18 protein-coding genes and 1 pseudogene are annotated in these 21424 nt (G+C 73.1%); 7 read left to right on the top strand and 12 right to left on the bottom strand.

Annotated elements, in window-relative coordinates:
• Window positions 1-180: 180 nt before the first annotated feature.
• From ACVGV0_RS20130 to ACVGV0_RS20120, 3 genes are read left to right on the top strand one after another with little or no spacing between them, the layout of a single operon-like run.
• Window positions 181-438 carry a hypothetical protein gene (locus tag ACVGV0_RS20130; protein ID WP_459157246.1) on the top strand — a complete coding sequence of 86 codons (258 nt, stop codon included), beginning with the start codon at window positions 181-183 and terminating at the stop codon, window positions 436-438.
• A gap of 52 nt (window positions 439-490) precedes the next feature.
• Entirely contained in the window at window positions 491-1528 is a 1038-nt protein-coding gene (gene trpS / locus ACVGV0_RS20125; RefSeq protein WP_459157245.1) for a tryptophan--tRNA ligase, read from the top strand.
• A gap of 60 nt (window positions 1529-1588) precedes the next feature.
• Complete coding sequence (locus ACVGV0_RS20120; protein ID WP_459157244.1) at window positions 1589-2608, top strand: YhjD/YihY/BrkB family envelope integrity protein; 1020 nt, start codon at window positions 1589-1591, stop codon at window positions 2606-2608.
• A 169-nt stretch (window positions 2609-2777) separates the two neighbouring features.
• Here the strand turns inward: ACVGV0_RS20120 and ACVGV0_RS20115 are convergent, their stop codons facing one another.
• A complete protein-coding gene (locus ACVGV0_RS20115) occupies window positions 2778-4028 on the bottom strand; it encodes a D-alanyl-D-alanine carboxypeptidase family protein (RefSeq protein ID WP_459157243.1) in 1251 nt (416 codons plus the stop codon).
• 130 nt (window positions 4029-4158) lie between these two features.
• Between ACVGV0_RS20115 and ACVGV0_RS20110 the strand changes: the two are divergent.
• A pseudogene (locus ACVGV0_RS20110) lies at window positions 4159-4383 on the top strand (SCO4848 family membrane protein); the annotation flags it as partial.
• Window positions 4384-4717: 334 nt separating this feature from the next.
• Here ACVGV0_RS20110 and ACVGV0_RS20105 read toward each other — a convergent pair.
• The 4 genes from ACVGV0_RS20105 to sdhC all read right to left on the bottom strand — a co-directional run bounded on the left by ACVGV0_RS20105 (window position 4718) and on the right by sdhC (window position 8219).
• The gene (locus ACVGV0_RS20105) at window positions 4718-5506 is read right to left on the bottom strand and encodes a succinate dehydrogenase iron-sulfur subunit (protein ID WP_459157242.1); all 789 of its coding nucleotides are present in this window, start codon (window positions 5504-5506) and stop codon (window positions 4718-4720) included.
• Entirely contained in the window at window positions 5506-7296 is a 1791-nt protein-coding gene (gene sdhA, locus ACVGV0_RS20100; protein WP_459157241.1) for a succinate dehydrogenase flavoprotein subunit, read from the bottom strand. The genes ACVGV0_RS20105 and sdhA overlap by 1 nt, the downstream gene beginning before the upstream one ends.
• Window positions 7297-7358: 62 nt before the next feature.
• Window positions 7359-7778, bottom strand: a complete 420-nt coding sequence (sdhD, locus tag ACVGV0_RS20095; RefSeq protein ID WP_459157240.1) for a succinate dehydrogenase, hydrophobic membrane anchor protein — start codon at window positions 7776-7778, stop codon at window positions 7359-7361.
• Between the two features lie 3 nt (window positions 7779-7781).
• Window positions 7782-8219 (bottom strand): succinate dehydrogenase, cytochrome b556 subunit, encoded by a 438-nt coding sequence (sdhC, locus tag ACVGV0_RS20090; RefSeq protein WP_459160078.1) that lies wholly within the window; start codon window positions 8217-8219, stop codon window positions 7782-7784.
• A gap of 593 nt (window positions 8220-8812) precedes the next feature.
• Here sdhC and ACVGV0_RS20085 point away from each other — a divergent pair.
• Window positions 8813-10126 (top strand): thymidine phosphorylase, encoded by a 1314-nt coding sequence (locus tag ACVGV0_RS20085; protein ID WP_459157239.1) that lies wholly within the window; start codon window positions 8813-8815, stop codon window positions 10124-10126.
• Window positions 10127-10296: 170 nt separating this feature from the next.
• Here the strand turns inward: ACVGV0_RS20085 and ACVGV0_RS20080 are convergent, their stop codons facing one another.
• Together ACVGV0_RS20080 and ACVGV0_RS20075 are read right to left on the bottom strand one after the other, a co-directional pair.
• On the bottom strand, window positions 10297-11475 hold the full coding sequence (locus ACVGV0_RS20080; RefSeq protein WP_459157238.1) for a hypothetical protein: 1179 nt from the start codon (window positions 11473-11475) through the stop codon (window positions 10297-10299).
• Between the two features lie 551 nt (window positions 11476-12026).
• Window positions 12027-13253, bottom strand: coding sequence for a primosomal protein (locus ACVGV0_RS20075; protein WP_459157237.1), 1227 nt, complete (start codon window positions 13251-13253; stop codon window positions 12027-12029).
• A gap of 250 nt (window positions 13254-13503) precedes the next feature.
• On the opposite strand from ACVGV0_RS20075, the gene ACVGV0_RS20070 reads away from it, so the two are divergent.
• Window positions 13504-14079, top strand: coding sequence for an SMI1/KNR4 family protein (locus ACVGV0_RS20070; protein ID WP_459157236.1), 576 nt, complete (start codon window positions 13504-13506; stop codon window positions 14077-14079).
• Window positions 14080-14136: 57 nt separating this feature from the next.
• On the opposite strand, the gene ACVGV0_RS20065 is transcribed toward ACVGV0_RS20070, so the two are convergent.
• The 4 genes from ACVGV0_RS20065 to ACVGV0_RS20050 form a co-directional block, all read right to left on the bottom strand.
• On the bottom strand, window positions 14137-15009 hold the full coding sequence (locus ACVGV0_RS20065) for an aldehyde dehydrogenase family protein (RefSeq protein WP_459157235.1): 873 nt from the start codon (window positions 15007-15009) through the stop codon (window positions 14137-14139).
• Entirely contained in the window at window positions 15002-16390 is a 1389-nt protein-coding gene (locus tag ACVGV0_RS20060) for an aldehyde dehydrogenase family protein (protein ID WP_459157234.1), read from the bottom strand. The genes ACVGV0_RS20065 and ACVGV0_RS20060 overlap by 8 nt, the downstream gene beginning before the upstream one ends.
• Window positions 16391-17353, bottom strand: coding sequence for a deoxyribose-phosphate aldolase (gene deoC, locus ACVGV0_RS20055; protein WP_459157233.1), 963 nt, complete (start codon window positions 17351-17353; stop codon window positions 16391-16393).
• Window positions 17354-17561: 208 nt separating this feature from the next.
• Entirely contained in the window at window positions 17562-19121 is a 1560-nt protein-coding gene (locus tag ACVGV0_RS20050) for a dolichyl-phosphate-mannose--protein mannosyltransferase (RefSeq protein WP_459157232.1), read from the bottom strand.
• Window positions 19122-19211: 90 nt separating this feature from the next.
• On the opposite strand from ACVGV0_RS20050, the gene rsmI reads away from it, so the two are divergent.
• Entirely contained in the window at window positions 19212-20063 is an 852-nt protein-coding gene (rsmI, locus tag ACVGV0_RS20045; RefSeq protein ID WP_459157231.1) for a 16S rRNA (cytidine(1402)-2'-O)-methyltransferase, read from the top strand.
• 46 nt (window positions 20064-20109) lie between these two features.
• On the opposite strand, the gene ACVGV0_RS20040 is transcribed toward rsmI, so the two are convergent.
• The gene (locus tag ACVGV0_RS20040; RefSeq protein ID WP_459157230.1) at window positions 20110-21402 is read right to left on the bottom strand and encodes an aminodeoxychorismate synthase component I; all 1293 of its coding nucleotides are present in this window, start codon (window positions 21400-21402) and stop codon (window positions 20110-20112) included.
• Window positions 21403-21424 lie beyond the last annotated feature (22 nt).

The raw sequence follows: 21424 nt of genomic DNA, 5'->3' as shown, positions 1-21424 counted from the left end.
GCGGCCCCCGGCAGCGGCGGCTGCCGGCGTCAATATCATCCGCGTGGCTGCGCAGTGGTGACCTCGCAGTGGTGACCTCGCAGCGGCGGCCTCACCCAACGGGGTCATTTCTTTAGCCCAGAAGAGTGTTCATCGAGTTCTGGTAGACACGACCAGTGTGCGAAGACTCGTCGAGGAGGCGTGCTCGTGCGAAGCCGCATCGCTCATCGGAGCATCCGGCTGTCCGTCGTGAGCGCCGGTGCGGCGAGCGTGCCCGTGGTCACCGCCACCACGGCCGCCGCCGCCCCCGTGCACGCGGCGCTGGCGCAGCAGCCCAGCCCGCTGGAGTCGCTGAGCACCCCGGTCGGCCTGGGCGCCGTCGGGCTCGGCGTCGCCGGCATGGTCGCCGGCGCCTTCCGGAAGAAGAAGGTCCACCCGGAGAACCAGCGCAAGCACTGATGCGGGCCGAACCCGGTGCCGCGGTCGGAACCTGCCTTGCGAGAATCGCTCCGTGAGCAGCGTCAGTTCAGTTCCGGCCGAACGAGCCGGCGCCCGGCCCCGGGTGTTCTCCGGCATCCAGCCCACCGCCGAGTCCTTCCACCTCGGCAACTACCTCGGCGCCCTGCGCGAGTGGATCCGGATGCAGGAGGAGTACGACGCGTTCTACTGCGTCGTCGACCTGCACGCGATCACCGTGCCGCAGGACCCGGCGGAACTGCGCGACCGCACCCGGCGCTCCGCGGCGCAGCTGCTCGCGCTCGGCATCGACCCGGAGCGCTCCACGCTGTTCGTGCAGAGCCAGGTGCCGGAGCACACGCAGCTGAGCTGGGTGCTGGAATGCCTCACCGGCTTCGGCGAAGCCGGCCGGATGACCCAGTTCAAGGACAAGTCGGCGCGCCAGGGCGAGGACCACGTCGGCGTCGGCCTGTTCACCTACCCGGCGCTCATGGCCGCCGACATCCTGCTCTACCGGACCGACGCGGTCCCGGTCGGCGAGGACCAGCGCCAGCACCTGGAACTCACCCGGACCCTGGCGCAGCGGTTCAACTCCCGGTTCGGCGAGGCCCTCACCGTGCCGGAGGCGCACATCCCCAGCGACACCGCGCGCGTCTACGACCTGCAGGACCCCACCTCGAAGATGAGCAAGTCCGTGCCGGGCGGGCTCATCGAGCTGCTCGAGGAGCCCAAGCGGCTGTCGAAGAAGATCCGCTCCGCGGTCACCGACAACGAGCGCGAGATCCGCTACGACCCGGAGGACAAGCCGGGCGTGAGCAACCTGCTGGCCATCCACTCCGCGCTGAGCGGGCGCGGGATCGCCGATCTCGAGGCGGCCTACGAGGGCAGCGGCTACGGTGACCTGAAGAAGGACCTCGGCGCGGTCGTGGCCGACTTCGTCACCCCGTTCCAGGAGAAGGTGCGCGGTTACCTCGACGACCCGGCGGAGCTGGACAAGGTGCTCAACAGGGGTGCGGAACGGGCCCGCGAAGTCGCTGCGCGCACCCTCGGCCCCGTCTTCGATCGGGTGGGCTTCCTCGTGTCGAGCAGCTGATCTGATCATCCCGCGGTAGCCTGCTGCGGCGAAGATGCCGCCGTGGGGAAGGGTGCTGCCGTGGCGACGAAGGACGGCCAGCAGGACGAGCCGGGGCGGCTGGCCGTCTGGCGCGCGCGGTACCCGTGGCTCGATCGCCTGGTCAACGCCTGGAACCGCTACCAGGAGCAGTACGGCGACTACTACGCCGCGGCACTGACGTACTTCAGCGTGCTCGCCCTCGTGCCGCTGCTGATGATCGTCTTCGCCGCGGCGGGGTTCGCGCTGCGCGGCGATCCCGAACTGCTGCGCCAGCTGCAGGAGGGGATCGCCACGGCCGTGCCGGACCCGGCGATCCGCACCATGCTCGAACGGGTCGTCGACGAGGCGGTGCGAAGTGCCGGTGCCGTCGGTCTGATCGGCCTGCTCGCCGCGCTGTACTCCGGGCTCGGCTGGATGACCAACCTGCGCGCGGCGCTGACCGCGCAGTGGACCCAGACTCCCACCCCGCTGCCCTTCCTCACCCGGATCGGCGCGGACCTGCTCGCGCTGGTCGGGCTCGGCCTGGCACTGGGCATCAGCTTCGGCATCAGCGCGCTCGGCGGGCTCAGCGGTGAGCTGTTCGCCCTGCTCGGCATCGGCGGCACGGCCGCGGCGAGCATCGGGGCGTGGGTGCTGGCGCTGCTCGTGTCGCTGGCGGCCAGCTGGCTGGTGTTCCTCTGGGTGCTGACGCGGTTGCCGCGGAAACCGGTGACCCTGCGCAGCGCCGTGTGGGGCGCTCTGTTCGCCGCCATCGGCTTCGAGATCCTCAAGCAGGTCGGCGTGTTCTACCTGGGCAGGATCACCAGCTCGCCCTCCGGCGCCGCGTTCGGCCCGATCCTCGGACTGCTCGTCTTCGCCAACCTCACCTCGCGGTTCGTCCTGTTCGTGACCGCGTGGACCGCCAGCGCGCGGGAGAACCTGGCACTGCTGCCGCCCGAACCACCGGGGCCGACGGTGATCCGCCCGGTGGTGTCCGCGCGCTCGGGAGCGCGGTGGACCGCGGGCGCGTTCGGGCTCGGCGTGCTCGCCGGCTGGGTCGTGCGCCGGCGCCGCCGCTGAGCCCTCCGCGGGCAACGGGACGACGGGTTCGGGGCGGAACGGCGCGGGACCGCTCCGCGTCGAGCACGCACCGACGCGCCCCCGGCCGGCCGCGCCCCGATGGCCCCGGAGGGGCGTCCCGGAGCGGGCGGGCTCCGCCGGCCCGGCCCGCGGAGTCGTGCTCCGGCGCTCACCGCGCGCGCCGGGACCGGCGCGCGCGGTGCTGGCGCACCCCCACCGCGGCGGCGACGGCGGCCGCCGCGACCGCGATCAACCCCAGCGGCCATGCCCAGCGCGGCGCCCCCGCGGATGCCGCATCGTGCGCCCTGGCGGTCGCGGCGGGGTCGTCCCCCGCCGGGGTCCGGCCGGTCGTCGTGGGCTTCGGCGTCGGGGTGGCCAGGGCACCCACCGGCTGCGTCCCGGTCATCCCGAAGCCGTAGTCCAGCAGCCGCTCCCCCTGCGTGGACAGCCGCACCGGGGTGTGCTCCCCGCGCATGAGCACGGTGACCAGCCGCCGCTCGCCGCGCTCGGCCGCGCCGATGAACGTGTGCCGCGCGTCGTTGGTGAAACCGGTCTTGCCGCCGATCCCGCCGGGGTAGTTCAGCAGCACCTGGTTGTTGCTCCACACCTCGATCGGCGGCTGGTCGGGCGCGCCGGGGATCCGGGTGTGCTCCGTGCCGATGATGCGGGCGAACTCCGGCTCCTCCATCGCCTTCCGGTACAGCAGCGCCAGGTCGTAGGCCGAGGTGCTCATCCCCGGTCCGTCGAGCCCGGACGGGGTGGCCGCGCGCGTGTCCCGCGCGCCCAGCTGCTGGGCCAGCCGGGTCATCTTCTCCGCGGCGGTGTCCTGGCCGCCGAGCAGCCGCCCCAGCAGGTGCGCAGCGTCGTTGCCGGACTGCAGCAGCAGCCCGGCGAGCACGTCCTCCACGGTGTAGGACACGCCCGGTTCCAGCCCGACGCGGCTGCCCTCCATGTTCGCGTCCTCCTGCGTGGCCACGACCGTCCGCGACAGGTCCAGCTCCCGCACCGCGAGCAGGGCCGTGAGCACCTTGATCGTGGAGGCCGGGCGGTGCCGCGCGTGCGGGGCGTGCGCCGCGAGCACGTCACCGCTGTCCAGGTCGGCGAGGACCCAGCTCCCCGCGGTCACCTGTTCCGGTGGTGCCGGGGCGCCCCGGGGAAGCACGGTGCCGCACCCCCCGAGGCGTTCGCCGCCGAGCGGCCGTTCGGGTACGGGGAGAGGTGCGGGGGACGCCTGCCCGGGCGGTGGTACTTCCGAGGAGTCCACCGCCGGCGGCGGGGCCGGTGCGGGGCACGGCGCTTCCTGCGCGGCCGCCGCGGTGCCGGGCAGCACGAGTGCGGTGGTCAGCGCGGCCGCCCCGAGAGCGCGCAGCACCGGGCGCGGTGCGCCGGCAGCAGGATGATCATGTGTGGAAGCGAGCACGGACCGAAGCGTAATCGGACGGGCGCGGACATCACCGGGCCGATCGGGCACTGCCACCCGAAACGGCGCGGAGTGCCACGCGTTCGCCCCACGGCCCGCCACCACGGCGGTGCGGAGGACACTGGGGAGCGTGAAAATCTCTCGTGGTGCAGCGCTGTTCCTGCTGGCGTTCGGGGTGTGGAGCTACCTGCTGTGGCCCACCTTCATCCGCAACATCTGGGCGAGCGACCGTTCGTGGGACCTCGCCGGGGCGCCGACGCCCTACCTGATCGTGCACCTCGTGATCGCGGTCGTCTCGCTGGTGCTGGGCACGATCATCGGTGTGCTCGGCTGGCGCGGGCTGCGCGCCGTCCGCACCGCCGCGCAGCGCGGCACCGGCCCCGCCGGCGGCAGTACCGGCGAGGACGGGCCCAGCGGTGAGGGCGGGTCCAGCGGGGACAGCACCGGCAGGCGGGCCAGAACAGCTGAGGCCGGTCGGTCCGGCGCCGCCGGCAGTGCGCCCGCGGCCGAGACCGCCGCCGACTCGTCCCCGCAGTAGGGAGCGCGCCCCGGGGAAGGCGCCCGGAGCTGGGAACATTTCTCGGGCGGGTGTGGGAATGCGAACGGCCCGGGGACGCGGAGCGGACCGCGGCCACCGGGCCTGCGCGTGTCGTGCGTGGAACCGGCCTCAGCGGTGCCGGACCCGGGACTCAGCGGCGGAACATCAGCGCCCGCTTGACCTCCTGGATGGCCTTGGTGACCTGGATGCCGCGCGGGCACGCGTCCGTGCAGTTGAACGTGGTGCGGCAGCGCCACACGCCGTCCATGTCGTTGAGGATGTCGAGCCGCTCCTCGGCGGCCTCGTCCCGGCTGTCGAAGATGAACCGGTGCGCGTTGACGATCGCCGCCGGGCCGAAGTACTGGTTGTTCGACCAGTACACCGGGCAGGACGAGGTGCACGCGGCGCAGAGGATGCACTTGGTGGTGTCGTCGAAGCGCTCCCGCTCGGCGACCGACTGGATGCGCTCGTGCGTCGGGTCGTTGCCCGAGGTCACCAGGTACGGCTTGATCGCCTTGTACGCCTCGAAGAACGGCTCCATGTCGACCACGAGGTCCTTCTCCACCGGAAGGCCCTTGATCGGCTCGATCGTCAGGGTGGTCTCGCCCTTCTTGGCGAACATGTCGCGCATGAGGACCTTGCAGGCCAGCCGGTTGTGGCCGTTGATCCGCACGGCGTCGGAGCCGCACACGCCGTGGGCGCAGGAGCGCCGGAAGGTCAGCGTCCCGTCCAGGTACCACTTGATGTAGTGCAGCAGGTTCAGCACCCGGTCCGTGGGCAGCGCCGGGACGCGGAAGGTGTCCCAGCGCATGTCCTCGTCGACCTCGGGGTTGTACCGCTCGATCTTGACGGTGACGATGGTCGCGCCCTCCGGCACCGGCGGCGCGTCCTCCGGCAGATCCACGGTGCCGTTGTTGGCTGTAGTGGTGGCGGCGGTCATCAGTACTTACGCTCCATTGGCTGGTACCGGGTCATGACGACGGGCTTGTAGTCCAACCGCAGGTCGGACTGGAAACCGGTCAACCCGAGCGGGGCGTTCGGGTCCTCCTCCTCGGGCAGCAGCTTGTACTGCATGCTGTGCCGCATGAAGTTCACGTCGTCCCGGTCGGGGTAGTCCTCGCGCGCGTGCCCACCGCGCGATTCCTTGCGGGCGAGCGCGGCGTTGACCAGCGATTCGGCGAGGTCGAGCAGGAAGCCGAGCTCGACCGCCTCCAGCAGGTCGGAGTTGTACCGGTATCCCTTGTCGTGCACCGAGACGCGGCCGTAGCGCTCCTTGAGCGACTGCACGTCGCGCAGCGCCGTCTTCAGCGTCTCCTCGGTGCGGTAGACCGACGCGTTGGCGTCCATGGTCTGCTGCAACTCGGTGCGGATGTTGGCCACGCGCTCGCCGCCGTGGGCGGTCCGCAGGTGGTTGACCATGCCCTCGACGAGCTGGGCGGGGTTCTCCGGCAGTTCCGCGTGCTCGCGCTGGAGGGCGTGCTGGGCGGCGGCGATGCCGGAGCGGCGGCCGAACACGTTGATGTCCAGCAGCGAGTTCGTGCCCAGCCGGTTCGACCCGTGCACGGACACGCAGGCGCACTCGCCGGCCGCGTACAGGCCGGGAACCACGTTCTCGTTGTCGCGCAGCACCTCGCCCTCGATGTTCGTGGGGATGCCGCCCATGGCGTAGTGCGCCGTCGGGTAGACCGGCACGAGCTCCTTGGTCGGCTCCACGCCCAGGTAGGTGCGGGAGAACTCCATGATGTCCGGGAGCTTCTCCTCGAGCAGCTCCTCGCCGAGGTGCGTCACGTCGAGGTAGACGTAGTCCTTCTCCGGACCCGCCCCGCGGCCCTCCAGGACCTCCAGGGCCATGGCCCGGGCCACGATGTCGCGCGGCGCGAGGTCCTTGATGGTCGGGGCGTAGCGCTCCATGAACCGCTCGCCGTCGACGTTGCGGAGGATTCCGCCCTCACCCCGCACGCCTTCGGTGATGAGGATCCCCAGGCCGGCCAACCCGGTCGGGTGGAACTGGTAGAACTCCATGTCCTCCAGCGGCAGCCCCTTGCGGTAGATGATGCCCATCCCGTCGCCGGTGAGGGTGTGCGCGTTGGAGGTGGTCTTGAAGACCTTGCCGAAGCCGCCCGTGGCGAACACGACGGACTTCGCCTTGAACACGTGGATCTCGCCGGTGGCGAGCTCGTAGGCGATGGCGCCGGAGGCCACCTGGTTGCCGTCCGCGTCCTCGCCGAGGGTGATGTCGAGGACGTAGAACTCGTTGAAGAACTCGACGCCGTGCTTGACGCAGTTCTGGTACAGCGTCTGCAGGATCATGTGGCCGGTGCGGTCGGCCGCGTAGCAGGACCGGCGCACCGGGGACTTGCCGTGGTCGCGCGTGTGCCCGCCGAAGCGGCGCTGGTCGATGCGCCCCTCCGGGGTGCGGTTGAACGGCAGGCCCATCTTCTCCAGGTCGAGGACCGAGTCGATGGCCTCCTTCGCCATGATCTCGGCGGCGTCCTGGTCGACCAGGTAGTCACCGCCCTTGATGGTGTCGAAGGTGTGCCACTCCCAGTTGTCCTCCTCGACGTTGGCCAGGGCCGCGCACATCCCGCCCTGGGCCGCGCCGGTGTGCGAGCGGGTGGGGTAGATCTTGGTCAGCACGGCGGTGCGCGCGCGCTGGCCGGACTCGATCGCGGCGCGCATGCCGGCGCCGCCGGCGCCGACGATGACCACGTCGTAGGTGTGGAATTGCATGGTCGTCTCCTCGGGCTGGTGGTGGCGCCGCCGCGGGGCGCCCGCCACGCTGCGGTTCGCGGTCAGCCGATGTTCGGGTCGAAGGTGAAGATCACGTACGTGCCCAGGACCACGATCAACAGCACTGCCACGTTGAGCAGCGTCTGCAGCCAGAAACGGGTTGTGTCCTTGCGAGCGTAGTCGTTGATGACGGTGCGCAAGCCGTTTCCGCCGTGCAGGGCTGCCAGCCACAGCATGACCAGGTCCCAGACCTGCCAGAACGGGGAGGCCCAGCGGCCCGCGACGAAGGCGAAGTTGATCCGCTGCACGCCTCCGTCCAGGAACAGCATGATCAGCAGGTGCCCCAGGACGAGGAACAGCAGCACGACGCCGGACATCCGCATGAACAACCAGCTGTAGAGCTCGAAGTTGCTGCGGCGGGCGGCGCGCCGGTGCGGCGAGCGCGGCTTGTCGACGGACAGCGGTGCATCGGTGACGGTCATCGCTCACAGCCCCCCGAGGAATTCCGTGACGGCCCGGCTCAGCAAGCTGATCGCCGCCGGGATGATCAACACCAGCCACAGCACCAGCACCGTCCACAGCATGGGGCGCTGGTACTTCGCCCCCCGGGACCAGAAGTCGACCAGCATGACCCGGATGCCGTTGAACGCGTGGAAGAGCACGGCCGCGAGCAACCCGAGTTCGAACAGGATCATGAGCGGGTGCTTGTAGGTCTCGATGACCGTGTCGTACGCGTTCGGCGACATGCGGACCAGCGCGGTGTCCAACACGTGCACGAACAGGAAGAAGAATGTGAGCACGCCCGTGATGCGGTGCGCTACCCACGACCACATGCCCGGATCGCCGCGGTAGAACGTCCCCTTGGCGCGCGGCCTGGAGACCGCGCGCGGAGGCGCTCCCGCGGAGGCGGTGGTGCTGGCCATGGTGAAAGGCCCTCCAACCTCGCTGGTGGACGAACGGCCCAGTTCGGTCACGGCGTGGTCCGGGTGGTCCGGGCCGCGTTCGCGCGCGGCGAGTGCGGCTGCCTGCTCGTCACCGGCCACGGAACTGGGGCCTTGACTTTCTGGGATGCTAGTCCCACGACATGTTCTCGGCCTACTCGCCTGTGCCGTCTGTGATCGAGCAGACAAAGCGTTCCGGCCTGTGGATCGGTTCGGAAAACCGATTCGGAACCCGCGAAACGTCCGCGCCGCTCCGTCAAGATAGCGGGCGGAGAGGCATGTCACCAACGAGCGCCGGTTCCGCGTTTCGCGAGTGCGCTGCCCACCGCCTCCGCGCGGTCCGACCCCGCGCGATCCGCCCCCGGGCGATGCCGGAAAGGATTGCCTTGCCTCACCGACCGTGCCGGGGCGGTCGTGCGCACCCGAGCGCGGAGTCCGCAGCCGCTCGGAACACCCCGCTGCGTTTCCGCGGAATCCTCCGCGATGCCGTGGAAAAGAGCTACATCACTCGATCGGGGTGTATCGAATCGGCGGCCGCGGCTCTCTTTATTGGGTGAGCGCAAAGGGAGGTCGAGATGACGCAACTGGAAGGCACCGCAACCCGCACCGAGGAGTTCACCGCCGTCGACGTCGTCCGCGCGAAACGCGACGGGGAAGAGCTCGACGACGCCCGCATCGCGTGGGTGATCCGCGGGTACCTCGACGGCCGGGTCACCGAGGGGCAGATGGCCGCGCTGCTCATGGCCGTGGTGTTCCGCGGCATGACCGAGCGCGAGACCGCGAGCTGGACCGCGGCGATGCTCGACTCGGGTCAGCGGCTGGACTGGAGCGATCTGGACGTCGTCACCGCGGACAAGCACTCCACGGGCGGGGTGGGGGACACGACCACGCTGGTGCTCACCCCGCTGCTGGCCGCGTGCGGTGCCGCCGTTCCCCAGCTGTCCGGCCGCGGGCTCGGCAGCACCGGCGGGACCCTGGACAAGTTCGAGGCGATCCCGGGCTGGCGCGCGGAGCTGTCCACCGCGGCCGTGCGCGAGCGCATGGCCGACCCGGGCGCGGTCGTGTGCGCGGCGAGCGAGCAGTTGGCGCCCGCCGACCGCGCGCTCTACGCGCTGCGCGATGTCACCGGCACCGTGGAGTCCGTTCCGCTCATCGCGAGCTCGATCATGAGCAAGAAGCTCGCCGAGGGCACCGGTGCTCTCGTGCTCGACGTGAAGTGCGGCTCGGGGGCGTTCGTGCGCGACCGGGAGCAGGCCGCGGAGCTCGCCCGCGCCGCGATCGCGATCGGACGGGCCCACGGGGTGCGCACGAGCGCGCTCATCACCGACATGTCGCGGCCGCTGGGCACCGATGTCGGCAACGCCCTGGAGGTCGCCGAAGCCGTGCGGACCCTGCGCGGGCAGGGGGCGGACGACCTCGTCGAACTCACCCTCGCCCTCGCGCGGGAACTGCTCGCGCACGCCGGGATCACCGACGCGGACCCGGAACACGTCCTCGCCAGCGGTCAGGCCCACGAGCGCTGGCGACGTCTCGTCCGCGCGCAGGGCGGCGACCCGGACGCCCCGCTGCCGGAGGCCGAGCACGTGGAAGCGGTCAGCGCACCGCGCGCGGGAACGCTCGCGCGCCTGGACGCGGCCGCGGTGGGCGAGGCGGCGTGGCGGCTCGGCGCGGGCCGGGCGCGGCAGGACGACGCCGTCGACCCCGCCGCCGGGGTGCGGTGCCTGGTGAAACCAGGAGAGCCGGTCGAAGCGGGGCAGGTGGTGTGCGAGCTGCACACGAACCGGCCGGAGCTCCTGCCAGCGGCGCGCCGCTGCGTGGCCGCCGGGATCGACGTCTCCGCGGAGGAGGTGGCACCGGGGCCGCTGGTCCTCGCCCGGGAACCGGCGTGAGGGCGAACCGCCGCCCGGCCCGTGCTCGGGCGCCCCACCCGGACGGCACCGCGTGGTCGGCCTCTCCGCGGATCACCGCGGACGCGGGCGAGCGGCTGCGGCGCCGCCCCGGAGCGGATCCGGTGCGGCGCCTCCGCGGAATCGGTCCCGGCGAGCGGTGCGTTCGCGGTTCAGGCGGTCTCGGCGACGTCGTCGCTGCTCTCCGCGGGCAGCGCCTTGTCCCCGGAGTCGCGCTTGGCGCTCTTGGAACGCCCGCGCCGCTGCTGGTTGTTCTGCCGCGGCAGCGCGGTGGGCGCGGACGCGGACTGCTGGGGCATCTGGCCGCCCCCGCCGAGGATGAGTTCGGCGAACGTGGCCATGGCCTCGTCCAGCTGGCCCGCGTGCCGCTGCTCGCTCTCCTCGTTGGCCTTCCGCACGAGGGAGTCCAGCGCCTCCGCGTCGGGGCGCGCGGAAACCGTGCCGCCGATCTCGGTGAGGTTCTGGTTCACCGAGGTGCCGAGCTCGTCCAACCCCGACTTGACGCCCTGCTCGGCGGTCTCGATGCGGCTGTGGACGTTGCTCTCCACGGTGTCGAGTCGGCCGGAGACCTGGTTGAGGCGCTCGGTGAGCTGGTCCAACCGCTCCGCCAGGGAGTCCAGCCGCTCGGTCGGATCGACCGCGGGGCGCTCGGCGAGCTCGTCGAGCTTGCCGGTGATCTGCTCGCGGGTTCCGGAGACCGTCTCGGACAGCGAAGCGCGCACGCCGTCGGTGCTCTCGGTGACCGAGCGCTGCAGCGATTCGCGCGTGCCGTCGAGGTGCTCGTGCAGGCCCTCGTCAACCTCGGCGACCCGGCCGCGCAGATTCGTCTCCAGCGAGTCGAGGCGGTCGCGCACCGGATCCTGGATCGCGGTCGGCAGCGACTCGAGCCGGTTGTCCTGCTTGTCCAGGTGCCCGCCCAGCTCGTCGAGCCGCTTGTGGATGTGGGCGAGTTTGTCCTCGAGCCCGTCCATGCGCCCGACCACGCCGTCCATGTTCCCGGCCATGCCGTCGAGCCGCCCGTTCAGCTGCGCGAACGGCGTGGCGAGCTTGTCGACCAGTCCCTCGACGGCGGTTTTCAGCTCGGACAGGGCGTTGTCCTGGCCCTCGAGCTTGGACAGCGTTTCGTCGAGCCGTTCGGCGAGCACGCCGACCTCTGTGCGGTCCGGCAGCTCCGACAGCCGCTTCCGCACCGGGCCCAAGGATTCCAGCGGAGTCAGCCTCGCGTGGATCTCGTCGAGCGCGTCGAAGATCTGCTGCTGTTCGCTCTCACGGATTTCAGCCGCACGCGTCAACATGGTGCGCATGCGATCGAACGACATGTTCTCGGTCACGGCTTCCGGAGTCCTTCGTCGTGGGGAGCTGAGGACTACGGAAGCCTAGCTACTCCGGCAGGTCGTGATCAGCCGCCCCCCAGGGCAAGATCACCCGATTGTTGCGCCGTGCGTGGCGCGGCCGCGTGAACCGCGTTCGTCACAGGGCGTGCATGAACACTGCTTCACATGAAGGGCCTCCGCGAGGCGATCTCGCGTTCGACAGGAGGACGGTCGACGCAGCGTGGTCGCACCGCGCCCTCGCGCACGAGGAGCGCGAGCGCGTGCCCGGTGGGTCGGCCGCGCCGGCGCACGCGCGGACTACGCCGCGTTGCCGACGGGCGAGCTCCGTCCTCGCCGGTCGGCGAGCTCGCCCCGTCACGGACCGGAGCGGGATGGTGACGGGGGAGGGCGCGGCCGGTCCGAGCCGGACGCGGCCGCGGTTCTTCCCGCCGCCGGGGAATCGTGCTCGAATCGATATCGGACTCGCCGCGATCGCGCTGGTCGAAGTGTCCGATCGGGGACGAAACGGGCCCCGTGCCGGGTATCGAGCGCGCCACCGCCGCGACCGCTCAGCGGCTGCGGAGCTTCTGCTCGAACTTCTCGACGAGCTCTCGCCACACGCGGACCTCGTCGTCGAACGGCGCGCTCGGCGGCAGGCGGTTCGGCGTGGGCTCCAGGATGAACGACACGAGCCAGCCGAGGCGCTGCGAGGGCCCCAGTTCCTCGGAGACCGTGTCGTCCCCGGTCCAAGCGGCGGCGTCGAGGAGCAGCTCCTCGGCGAGCTCCAGCTGTGCGGCGTCCACGTCGGACGGACCCGCTTCCAGGTCGGCATCGAGGCCGTTGAGCACGTAGGTGTTCGCCGGCTCGACCTCGATCTCCAGCTCCCCCGCCGTCGCCTTCTCGGTGACCTGCGGCCAGGTGGACACGCGGGCGAGGTCGGTGCCGTCGACTTCCTCGGCCTGGGCGAGGAACCGGGCCAGCGCCCGCGGGGAGCGGAACACGTCGATCAGCCCGTCGCGGCCGAGGAACACCGGCTCGTCGTCGAGGTAGCAGCGCAGCGTGTAGTACTCGGCTCCGGCCGTGACGATGCGGACCGGGTCGATGCCGATCTCGTTCCACCAGGTCGGCTCGGCTTCCTCGCCTTCCTCGTCCGCATCGGACTCCGCGGTGGCGGCCGCGGCCTCCGCGGAGTCGTCCGAGGTCTCGGCGAGCTCGGCTTCTGCGGTGGCCACCGCGCCCTCGTCCACCTCCGGAGCGGTCACCACGGCGTCGATCGCGTCGAGCAGCTCGTCCCAGCGGTCCGCCACGACGCGGCAGATCTCGTCCCAGCGGCGCTGCCCGTCGCGGCCGTTGAACGCCATCGGCCCCTGCTGCAGCGCGGAGAAGCCCGCGGCGGCGTCGAGCACCTCGTGCACCGCGTCCAGATCGCACACGTCGGCCAGCGAGCGGGCGATCTCGACGATCCCGGCGAGTTCGCTGACGGTCCACGTGTCCAGCGGCTCGGTCAGCAGTTCCGGCACGCCCACCAGGTCGTACTGGTGGTCCTCGTCCGGGTTCAGATCGGCCGCGGGCAGGTTCGGCACCACGTGCCACGCCGGGTGGTCGCCCAGGTCGTGCTCCTGCGCGGTGCGCGTGAACGCTGCCAGCCGCGCGGCGTCCGGGAAGGCGTACAGGTCCTCGTCGTGGCCGAGGAACGCCTCCCACTCCTCGCCGTCCTCCCGCCACTGCGGAGCCCAGAGCGTGACGACGTCGCCCTGCGGCAACCCCAGCTCGATGGGAACGATGTCGTGCGCCATCTCTTCCACCTCCGGTCACCGAACCAGACGTCGCGGAAGCCTACGGGGTCGGTACCCGCGCTCCGCTCGCCGGGCCGTGCCTCGCCGGCACCGCGCCGGTGGCGCGGCCGGGGCCTCCGGCGCGCGGTGCTCCCTCGTGCCCAACAGCGGCGTGCGCGCCGCGCTCCGCCGCTGTTGGGCCACCCGGTGCCGAACGGAGCTCACCTTTGGCGGTACCGGTGGAGGCCTCGGGTGCCGATCATGAGCGGCGATGAGCGTCACCGACTTGTGGACGAGAATTGTGCGCTGGTTAACCGACCACGCGCCGGTGACCGGGGGCGCGCTCCGCTCCCCGCTGTCCCCTCCGGTGTTCGGCTCGCTGGAGGCCGAGCTCGGGACCCAGCTGCCCGCGGAACTGCGGGAGTGGTGGAAGTGCTGCGACGGGACCAGCGGCGATGTGCTGGCCGACGTGCTGCCGCCGTTCTACACGCCCTACGGCGCCGCGAAGGCGATGGACTCCTGGCGGGCGCACCGGTACAAGCGCGGCGCCGAACGGGAGACCGGCGACTCCTGCGCGGGCGCGGCGTGCACCGGCTTCCACCCCGCGTGGATCCCCATCGCCGGGGACGGCTTCTCCGACGAGCTGCTCGTGGACCTGCGCCCCGGCCGGTTGCACGGGTGCGTGGTGGAGTGGGAGCACGAAGCCGGGCAGGTGCACCGCCCCGAGTGGTCCGGGGTGGGTGCCATGCTCACCGACGTGCACCGCTCACTGAGCGAGGGCACGCCCGCCGGGCACGCCTACCCGACGGTCACCGAGGACGGGCGGCTCGACTGGCAGATCCGGTGATGAAGGACCGCTGTTGCGGCTGGACCGGGGCTTCCGCAGCGGAACCTCCTGCGCGCCTCACGCGCCCACCGGGTGCCACGAGGTCGTCGTGCGCGTGCACGCGCGCAGCCGCGCCGGCCCGGCAGGGGCGGTGAAGTCCGGCTCCGCACCGGTGCGCAGGTCCGCGGCGGCCGCGGCCGCGACGTCCCGCAGCTGCGCGGCCAGCTCCGCGTCCGCCCCGGGGGCGTCCACGAGCGCCACGTCGTCGTGCCCGACGAGCCACGGCGCCAGCTCCGCCGGCGAACCGCTCAGCACGTTCACGAGCCCGTCGGGGACGTCCGAGGTCGCCAGGACCTCGGCCAGGGTGCTCGCCGGGATCGGGTCCGGCTCGCTGGCCAGCACCACGCACGCGTTGCCCGCGGCCAGCGCCGGGGCGAGCAGGCTGACCGCGGCGAGCAGCGGCGATGCGGCGGGGCAGACGACGCCGACCACGCCGACCGGTCGCGGCGCGCTCACCGACAGCAGCGGCCCGGCGACCGGGTTGGGCGAGCCCAGCACCGTCCCGATCTTGTCCGTCCAGCCCGCGTACCAGACCAGCCGGTCCACCGCCAGGTCCACGACCGCCGAGGTGTCCGGCGCGGCGAGCTCGGCGCCGGAGGCGTCGAGCAGGGCGGTGAACTCGGCGCGGCGGGACTCGAGCATCTCGGCCACCCGGTAGAGCACCTGCCCCCGGTTGTGCGGGCTCGTCGCCGCCCAGCCGCCCGCGGCCTTCACCGCCGCGGCGACCGCGTCCCGCACGTCCTTGCGCGAGGCCTGGGCCGCGTTCGCGCGGAACGCCCCGCCGGAGGAGTGCACCGGGTACACGCGGCCGGACTCGGAGCGCGGGAACCGCCCGCCGATCGCGAGCTTGTACGTCTTGGCCACGGTGAGTCGCTCCCGGGTGTCAGACATCGAGGTACGTCTCCAAACCGGAACGGCCACCGGTGCTGCCGGCCGCAGCGGCCGGGTCATACCGGTGGGTGGTGTTCGCCCAGGTCACCTCGGCGCGCATCCGCTCCGCGGCCCACAGGGCGCGCGAGCCCTTCTCCGTCCAGACGCCGGCGGCACCGCAGGCCGCGTCGCCCGCCCCGGCCACGGCCTCCTCCGGCGTGCGGAACGTGCGCACCGCCAGCACGGGCCCGCCCGGTGCCTCCCGCGCCACCGGCAGCGTCCCGTCGACCCCGGTGCACACTGCCGGCCGGACGAACCACCCGCGCTCCGGCAGCTCCGCGGCGGCCGCGTGCACCAGCGCGCCCGCGGCCGCCGCCTCGTCCACCAGCGCAGCGAACCGCTCCCGCCGCCGCTCGGTCACGAGCGGTCCGACCTCGGTGTTGCGGTCCAGCGGGTCGGCGACCCGCACCGCGTCCAACCGGGCCCGCAGGTGCTCGGTGAACCGCTCGGCCAGCGGCTCCTGCACGAACACCCTGGAGCCGATCAGCCCGGACTGCCCGCAGCCCCGCAGCACACCGTCCACGGCCTGGTCGAGCGCGGCGTCGTCGAAGATCACGTGCGCGGCCGGGGCGGTCGCGTCCACCCGCAGCGGCACCGCACCGGCCGCGCTGCGCACCGCCGCCGCGGCCGACGCCGAGCCGGACAGGAACAGCTGGTCCACCGCGGAGCCCGCCAGCGCCGCGCCGAGCTCGGCGTCGCCGGGCAGCACGTTGACCACGCCCGCGGGCAACCCGGCCTGCCGGCACACCTCGGCGAAGACCAGCGCGCTCAGCGGGGTGTGCGGCGACGGCTTGACCACCACGGTGTTGCCGCAGGCCAGCGCCGGCGCGGCCGCGCGCACCAGCGAGAGCAGCGGCGCGTCGGCGGACAGCAGCTGCGCGACGACGCCGAGCGGCCGCGGCCGCTCCCCGAACCCGGCGAACTCCAGCTTGTCGGCCCACCCGGCGTAGTGGAACAGCCACGCGGCCGCGCTCGGCAGGTCGCCCTCCCGCGTGTGCGCCACAGGACGCCCGGTGTCCAGCGTTTCCAGCACGGCCAGTTCCCGCGCGCGCTCCTGCAGCAGCCGTGCGAGGCGGAACAGGTGCTTGGCGCGCCGCGCGCCCGGCACCTCCGCCCACTCCGCGAGCGCGGTGCGCGCGGCCTCCACCGCCTCGGCCGCCTCCGCGGGTGCGGCGGTGGCGACCTCGGCGAGCGCTGCCTCCGTGGCCGGGTTCCGGTCGGGGCGCGCGGGTCCGCGGCCGCCGCGGAACTCGCCGGCGACGAACGGCCGGTAGCGCGCGGCGAGCTGCGCCGCTCCCGCCGACTCCGGCGCCGGGGCGTACTCCCAGGGGATCTCCGTCATTCACTCCACCGCCAGGTCGCGTTTCGTGCCGTAGTGGGACCGCACCCGCGCGCGTCCCGCACGGGTGCGCCGCTGCAGCAGCAGATCGTCCAGCAGGCTCGACGCGCCGAACCGGAACAGCTCCGGCGTGAGCCACGCAGCTCCGGCGACCTCCCGCACGGCGACCAGGTAGCGCAGCGCGTCCTTCGTGCTGCGGATCCCGCCGGCCGGTTTCACCCCGCACCGGCGGCCGGTGGCCGCGTGCCAGTCGCGGACCGCCTGCAGCAGCACGTGCGTGACCGGCAGGGTGGCCGCCGGGGAGGTCTTGCCGGTGGAGGTCTTCACGAAGTCCGCCCCCGCCAGCAGGGCCAGCCAGCAGGCCCGGCGCACCGCGTCGTACGTGCCGAGCTCACCGGTCTCCAGGATCACCTTCAGGTGCGCGCCGCCGCAGGCCTGCTTGACCGCGCGGATCTCCTCGTGCGCCCGGCCGCAGCGTCCGGCCAGGAACGCTCCCCGGTCGAGCACCATGTCGACCTCCTCGGCGCCGGCCTCGACCGCCTGCCGCACGTCGGCGAGCTTGACCTCCTGCGACGCCCGGCCGGCGGGGAAGGCCGTGGCCACCGAGGCGACCCGCACCGGAGACCCCCGGGTCGCGGCGACGGCGGTCGCGGCCAGGTCCGGGTAGACGCACACCGCCGCCACCGGCGGTGCCGCCGCGGGCGGGTCCGGGTGCCGCGCCCGCCCGCAGAGCCGCCGCACCGCCTCGGGCGTGTCGGCGCCTTCCAAGGTGGTCAGGTCGAGCATGCCGATGGCCGCGTCGATGGCCCGGTCCTTGGTGCCGTCCTTGAGCGCTCGGCCGGCGAGCTCGTCAGCGCGCTGCTGCAACCCCACCGCGTCGACGGCGGGCAGGCCGTGCAGGAAACGGCGCAGGGCGGATTCGCTCGCCGTGACCTCGGGCAGCGGTTCGTCCGGGGCGTGGACCATGCGGCGCAGTCTACGACCGCTTCCAACACCACGGCTCCGCCAGGAGGGCAGCGTCAGCGGTCGCGCGGTTCGGTGGCCGTGTGCTTGGCCGCAGCGGTCCGTCAAGGCAAGCGGTGCAGCCGCTTCCTCCCCACGCGCGCGGACCGACCCGACGGGGATTCCCCGCACGACCCGCTACACCAGCCAATCCGCGGACTCCCCCGGCCGGTCACCGCCAGGAGGGCAGCCACAGCTCCGCGTCCCAGTGGCCCTGGGTGATGGGCTCGGCGTTGAGCACCGGCCACAGCCACAGGAAGTTCGCCACGACCAGCCCGATGTACAACGACACCGCCAGCAGACCCGTGCGCCGGCGTTCCGCGGTGTCGGTGGCCCTGCCGAGCACCTCCCCGAGCACCAGCGTGATCCCCAGCACCAGGAACGGCGCCAGCGGAGTGGCGTAGAAGTAGTACATGGTGCGGTCGAGGTTGAGGAACCAGGGCAGGTACCCGCCGGAGTAGGCGACGAGCACCGCCGCGTACCGCCAGTCGAAGCGGGCCGCCGCGCGCCAGACCGCCCAGCCCGCCACGGGCAGCGCCGCCCACCACAGGGCCGGCGTGCCCAGCAGCATCGTGGCCTCGACGCACTCCGGGCGGCCGCAGCCGCTGGCGGTCTCGTCGATCGCGTAGGCCATCGGCCGCAGACCCATCGGCCACGACCACGGTTTCGACTCCCACGGGTGCGACGAGGTCAGTCCTTCGTGGAACTCCAGCACGTTGAAGTGGTAGTGCAGCAGCGAGCGGAACATGTCGGGCAGGAAGCCGAACCCGACCTGGTCGAGGTCCACCGCGTGCCGGTCCGTGGCCGTCTCGCTGGCGTACCAGCCGGCCCAGGTGCCGAAGTACACCACCAGCGGCAGCACGAGCAGCGCCCACAGCGCGGCGGGGGTGTCCCGCAGCAGCGCGCCCGCCCACGGTCGGCGCACCCCGGCGGTGCGCCGCGCCAGGGCGTCCCAGAGCACCGAGAGCAGACCGAACGCGGCGAGCCAGTAGACGCCGTTCCACTTCACCCCGCAGGCCAGGCCCAGCGACACCCCGGTGGCCAGCCGCCACCAGCGGAAACCGAGCCGCGGTCCCCAGTCGGAGGCGGTCGCGCGGCCTTCGGCGACGACCCGCTCCAGGCGCTGGCGGACCTGGTCGCGGTCGACGAGCAGGCAGCCGAAGGCGGCGAGGACGAACACCGCCTGGAAGACGTCGAGCATGCCCACCCGCGACTGCACGTGGCTGAGCCCCTCGCAGATCAGCAGCACCCCGGCGACCGCCCCGAGCAGGGTCGAGCGGGTCAGCCTGCGGCCGATGCGGACGATCAGCACGATCATCAGCGTCCCGGCCAGCGCCGCCGTGATCCGCCAGCCCCACGGGCCGTAGCCGAGCAGCCACTCGCCCACGGCGATGAGCTGCTTGCCCACCGGCGGGTGCGCGACCAGCTCGTAGCCCGGGTTGTCCTCGTAACCGCCGTTGCGCAGCATCTGCCACGCCTGCGGCACGTAGTGCTTCTCGTCGAAGATCGGCGTGCCGTCGTCGGTGGGGTGCCCCAGGTTCCACAGCCGCACCAGCCCGCCGAGCACCCCCAGCACGAGCGCGACGAGCCACCCCCGGAGGCGGTCGGGGGGCATGGCCACGCGCAGCGGCCCGCGCGGGTCGCGCTGCCCGGGAGCTCCGGGCGGCGGAGTCCGCCCGGCGGGAACCAGCTCGTCGGAACGGCCGGTGGATTCGGGCACGAGGACGCTCACACCCCCGGGATCGTAGGGGTGGGCGGTGACCGCCGGTGCACGGCCACCTCGGCCGACCGGGCGATCGCGCGCGGTCTAGGCTCGAAGGCGATGCCGGCACCTGACGCTTCGGGAACCCTGCTGCTCGCGGCGACCCCGCTGGGGGACGCGCGGGACGCCTCGCCGCGGCTGCGCGAAGCGCTGCGCACCGCCGACGTCGTCGCGGCCGAGGACACGCGCCGGGTGCGCGCCCTCGCCTCCAGCATCGAGGCGCTGCCCACCGGCCGGGTCGTCAGCTACTACGACGCGGTGGAGGCCGCCCGGACGGACGCGCTGCTGGCGGACCTGCGCGGCGGCAGCACCGTGCTGCTCGTCACCGACGCGGGCATGCCCAGCGTCTCCGACCCGGGCTACCGCCTGGTCGCCGCGTGCGCGGCCGAGGGGATCGCGGTGACCTGCCTGCCCGGGCCGTCGGCGGTGACCACGGCGCTGGCGCTGTCCGGCCTGCCCTCGGACCGGTTCTGCTTCGAAGGCTTCCCGCCGCGCAAGTCGGGCGAGCGGCGGCGGTGGTTCGACGTGCTGCGCACCGAGCGGCGCACCGCCGTGTTCTTCGAGGCCCCGCACCGGCTGGCCGACACGCTGGCCGACGCGGTGGACGTGCTGGGCGGGTCCCGCCCGGCCGCGGTGTGCCGGGAGCTGACCAAGACCTACGAGGAGGTCCGGCGGGGCTCGCTGGCCGAGCTCGCCGAGTGGGCCGCCGCGGGTGTGCGCGGGGAGCTGACCGTGGTGCTCGGCGGCGCCGAGGTGGCGCCGAGCGATCCGCGCGCGCTCGTGCCGCAGGTGGAGCAGCGGGCCTCCGCGGGCGTGCGGCTCAAGGACGCGGTCGCCGAGGTGGCCGAGCTGTCCGGTGTCCGCAAGAAGGAGCTCTACGACGCGGTGCTGGCCGCCCGCGAGCAGGAGTGAGCGAGTCCGCGGCGGAGATCCGGGCGCGGAACGCGCTGCGCGCGGCCTACCGTTCCGCGGCGCCGAGCACGGCCAGCTGGGGCGCGGCCTTGGTGAGGCTCTCCTGCCACTCGGCGTCCGGGTCGGAGTCGGCGGTGATGCCGCCGCCCACGCCGAACTCGTACTCACCGTCGCGGTGCTCCAGCGTGCGGATGGCCACGTTGAGCTCCATGCCGGCCGCGGGGGAGGCCATGCCGATCGCACCGCAGTAGAGGCCGCGCGGCTGCGCCTCCAGCTCGTCGATGATCTGCACCGCCCGGGGCTTCGGCGCGCCGGTCACCGAGGCGGGCGGGAACGTCGCCCGCAGCAGCCGCCCGTGGGGCAGGTCGGCGGGGACCTCGGCGCGCACCTCGGAGACGAGGTGCCACACGCCGGGGTGCGGTTCCACCTCGAGCAGCCGCGGCACGGTGACCGTGCCGACCTCGGCGACGCGGCCGAGGTCGTTGCGCGCCATGTCCACGATCATCACGTTCTCGGCGGTGTCCTTGGCCGAGGAGCGCAGCGCTTCCGCGTTGGCGTCGTCGGCGGGTCCGCGGCGCGGCAGCGTGCCCTTGATCGGCCGGGAGCGGACCTCGCGCCCGGTGCGCCGCAGGAACAGCTCGGGTGACAGGGACGCGACCGCTCCCCACGGGCCGGCCAGGTACGCCGCGCGGGCCGGGGAGAACCGGGCGCTGCCGTGGGCGAAGACCTCCCACGGTTCGGCGTCGGAGCGCACGCCGAACCGGCAGCAGATGTTGGCCTGGAAGATCTCCCCGGCGGCGATCTCGGCGACGCAGCGCCGCACCGCTTTGCGGTGCTGCTCGCCGTCCGGGTGCGCGGCCGTTCCGGTCCACCCGGCCGGGGCGGTCCGGTGGGCCGTCGCCGGTGCGGACGCGGTGCGCACGAGCCCGGCGAGCTCGGTGATCAGTTCCGCGGGCGGCGGTTCGGCGCCCAGCGCTTCGAACCACCACCGGCCGTCGCGGTCGCGGCGCAGCACGTGGTCGGCCCAACCCCACGCGGTGCGGGGCAGGCGCCGCGGCTGGGCGTGGCGGTCGGGGTAGCCGAGGTAGCCGATCCACCCGCCGCCGACCGCCCCCGGCCGGTCGCCGGACACCGGGGGGTCGGCCGCGTCGAGCGGGCCGAACTCGGACTCCCGCGGGGTGATCGCCACGGAGGGGGCCAGCACCGCGCTCGAGCCGAACCACTCGCCGGTCAGCGCGGCCGGGCCGGGCAGGTGGCGGCGCCGGGCGCGGGCGACGAGCGCCCGCAGCACCGCCGAGGGGTGGGCGTCGGCGTCCAGCGGCCGCGTGTACAGCTGCATCCCGCCGAGTATGCCGGGTGCG

This window comes from Salinifilum ghardaiensis (genome assembly GCF_054491345.1).
The sequence above is the reverse complement of the archived record's forward strand: the minus strand, read 5'-3'. Positions and strand labels throughout refer to the sequence as shown.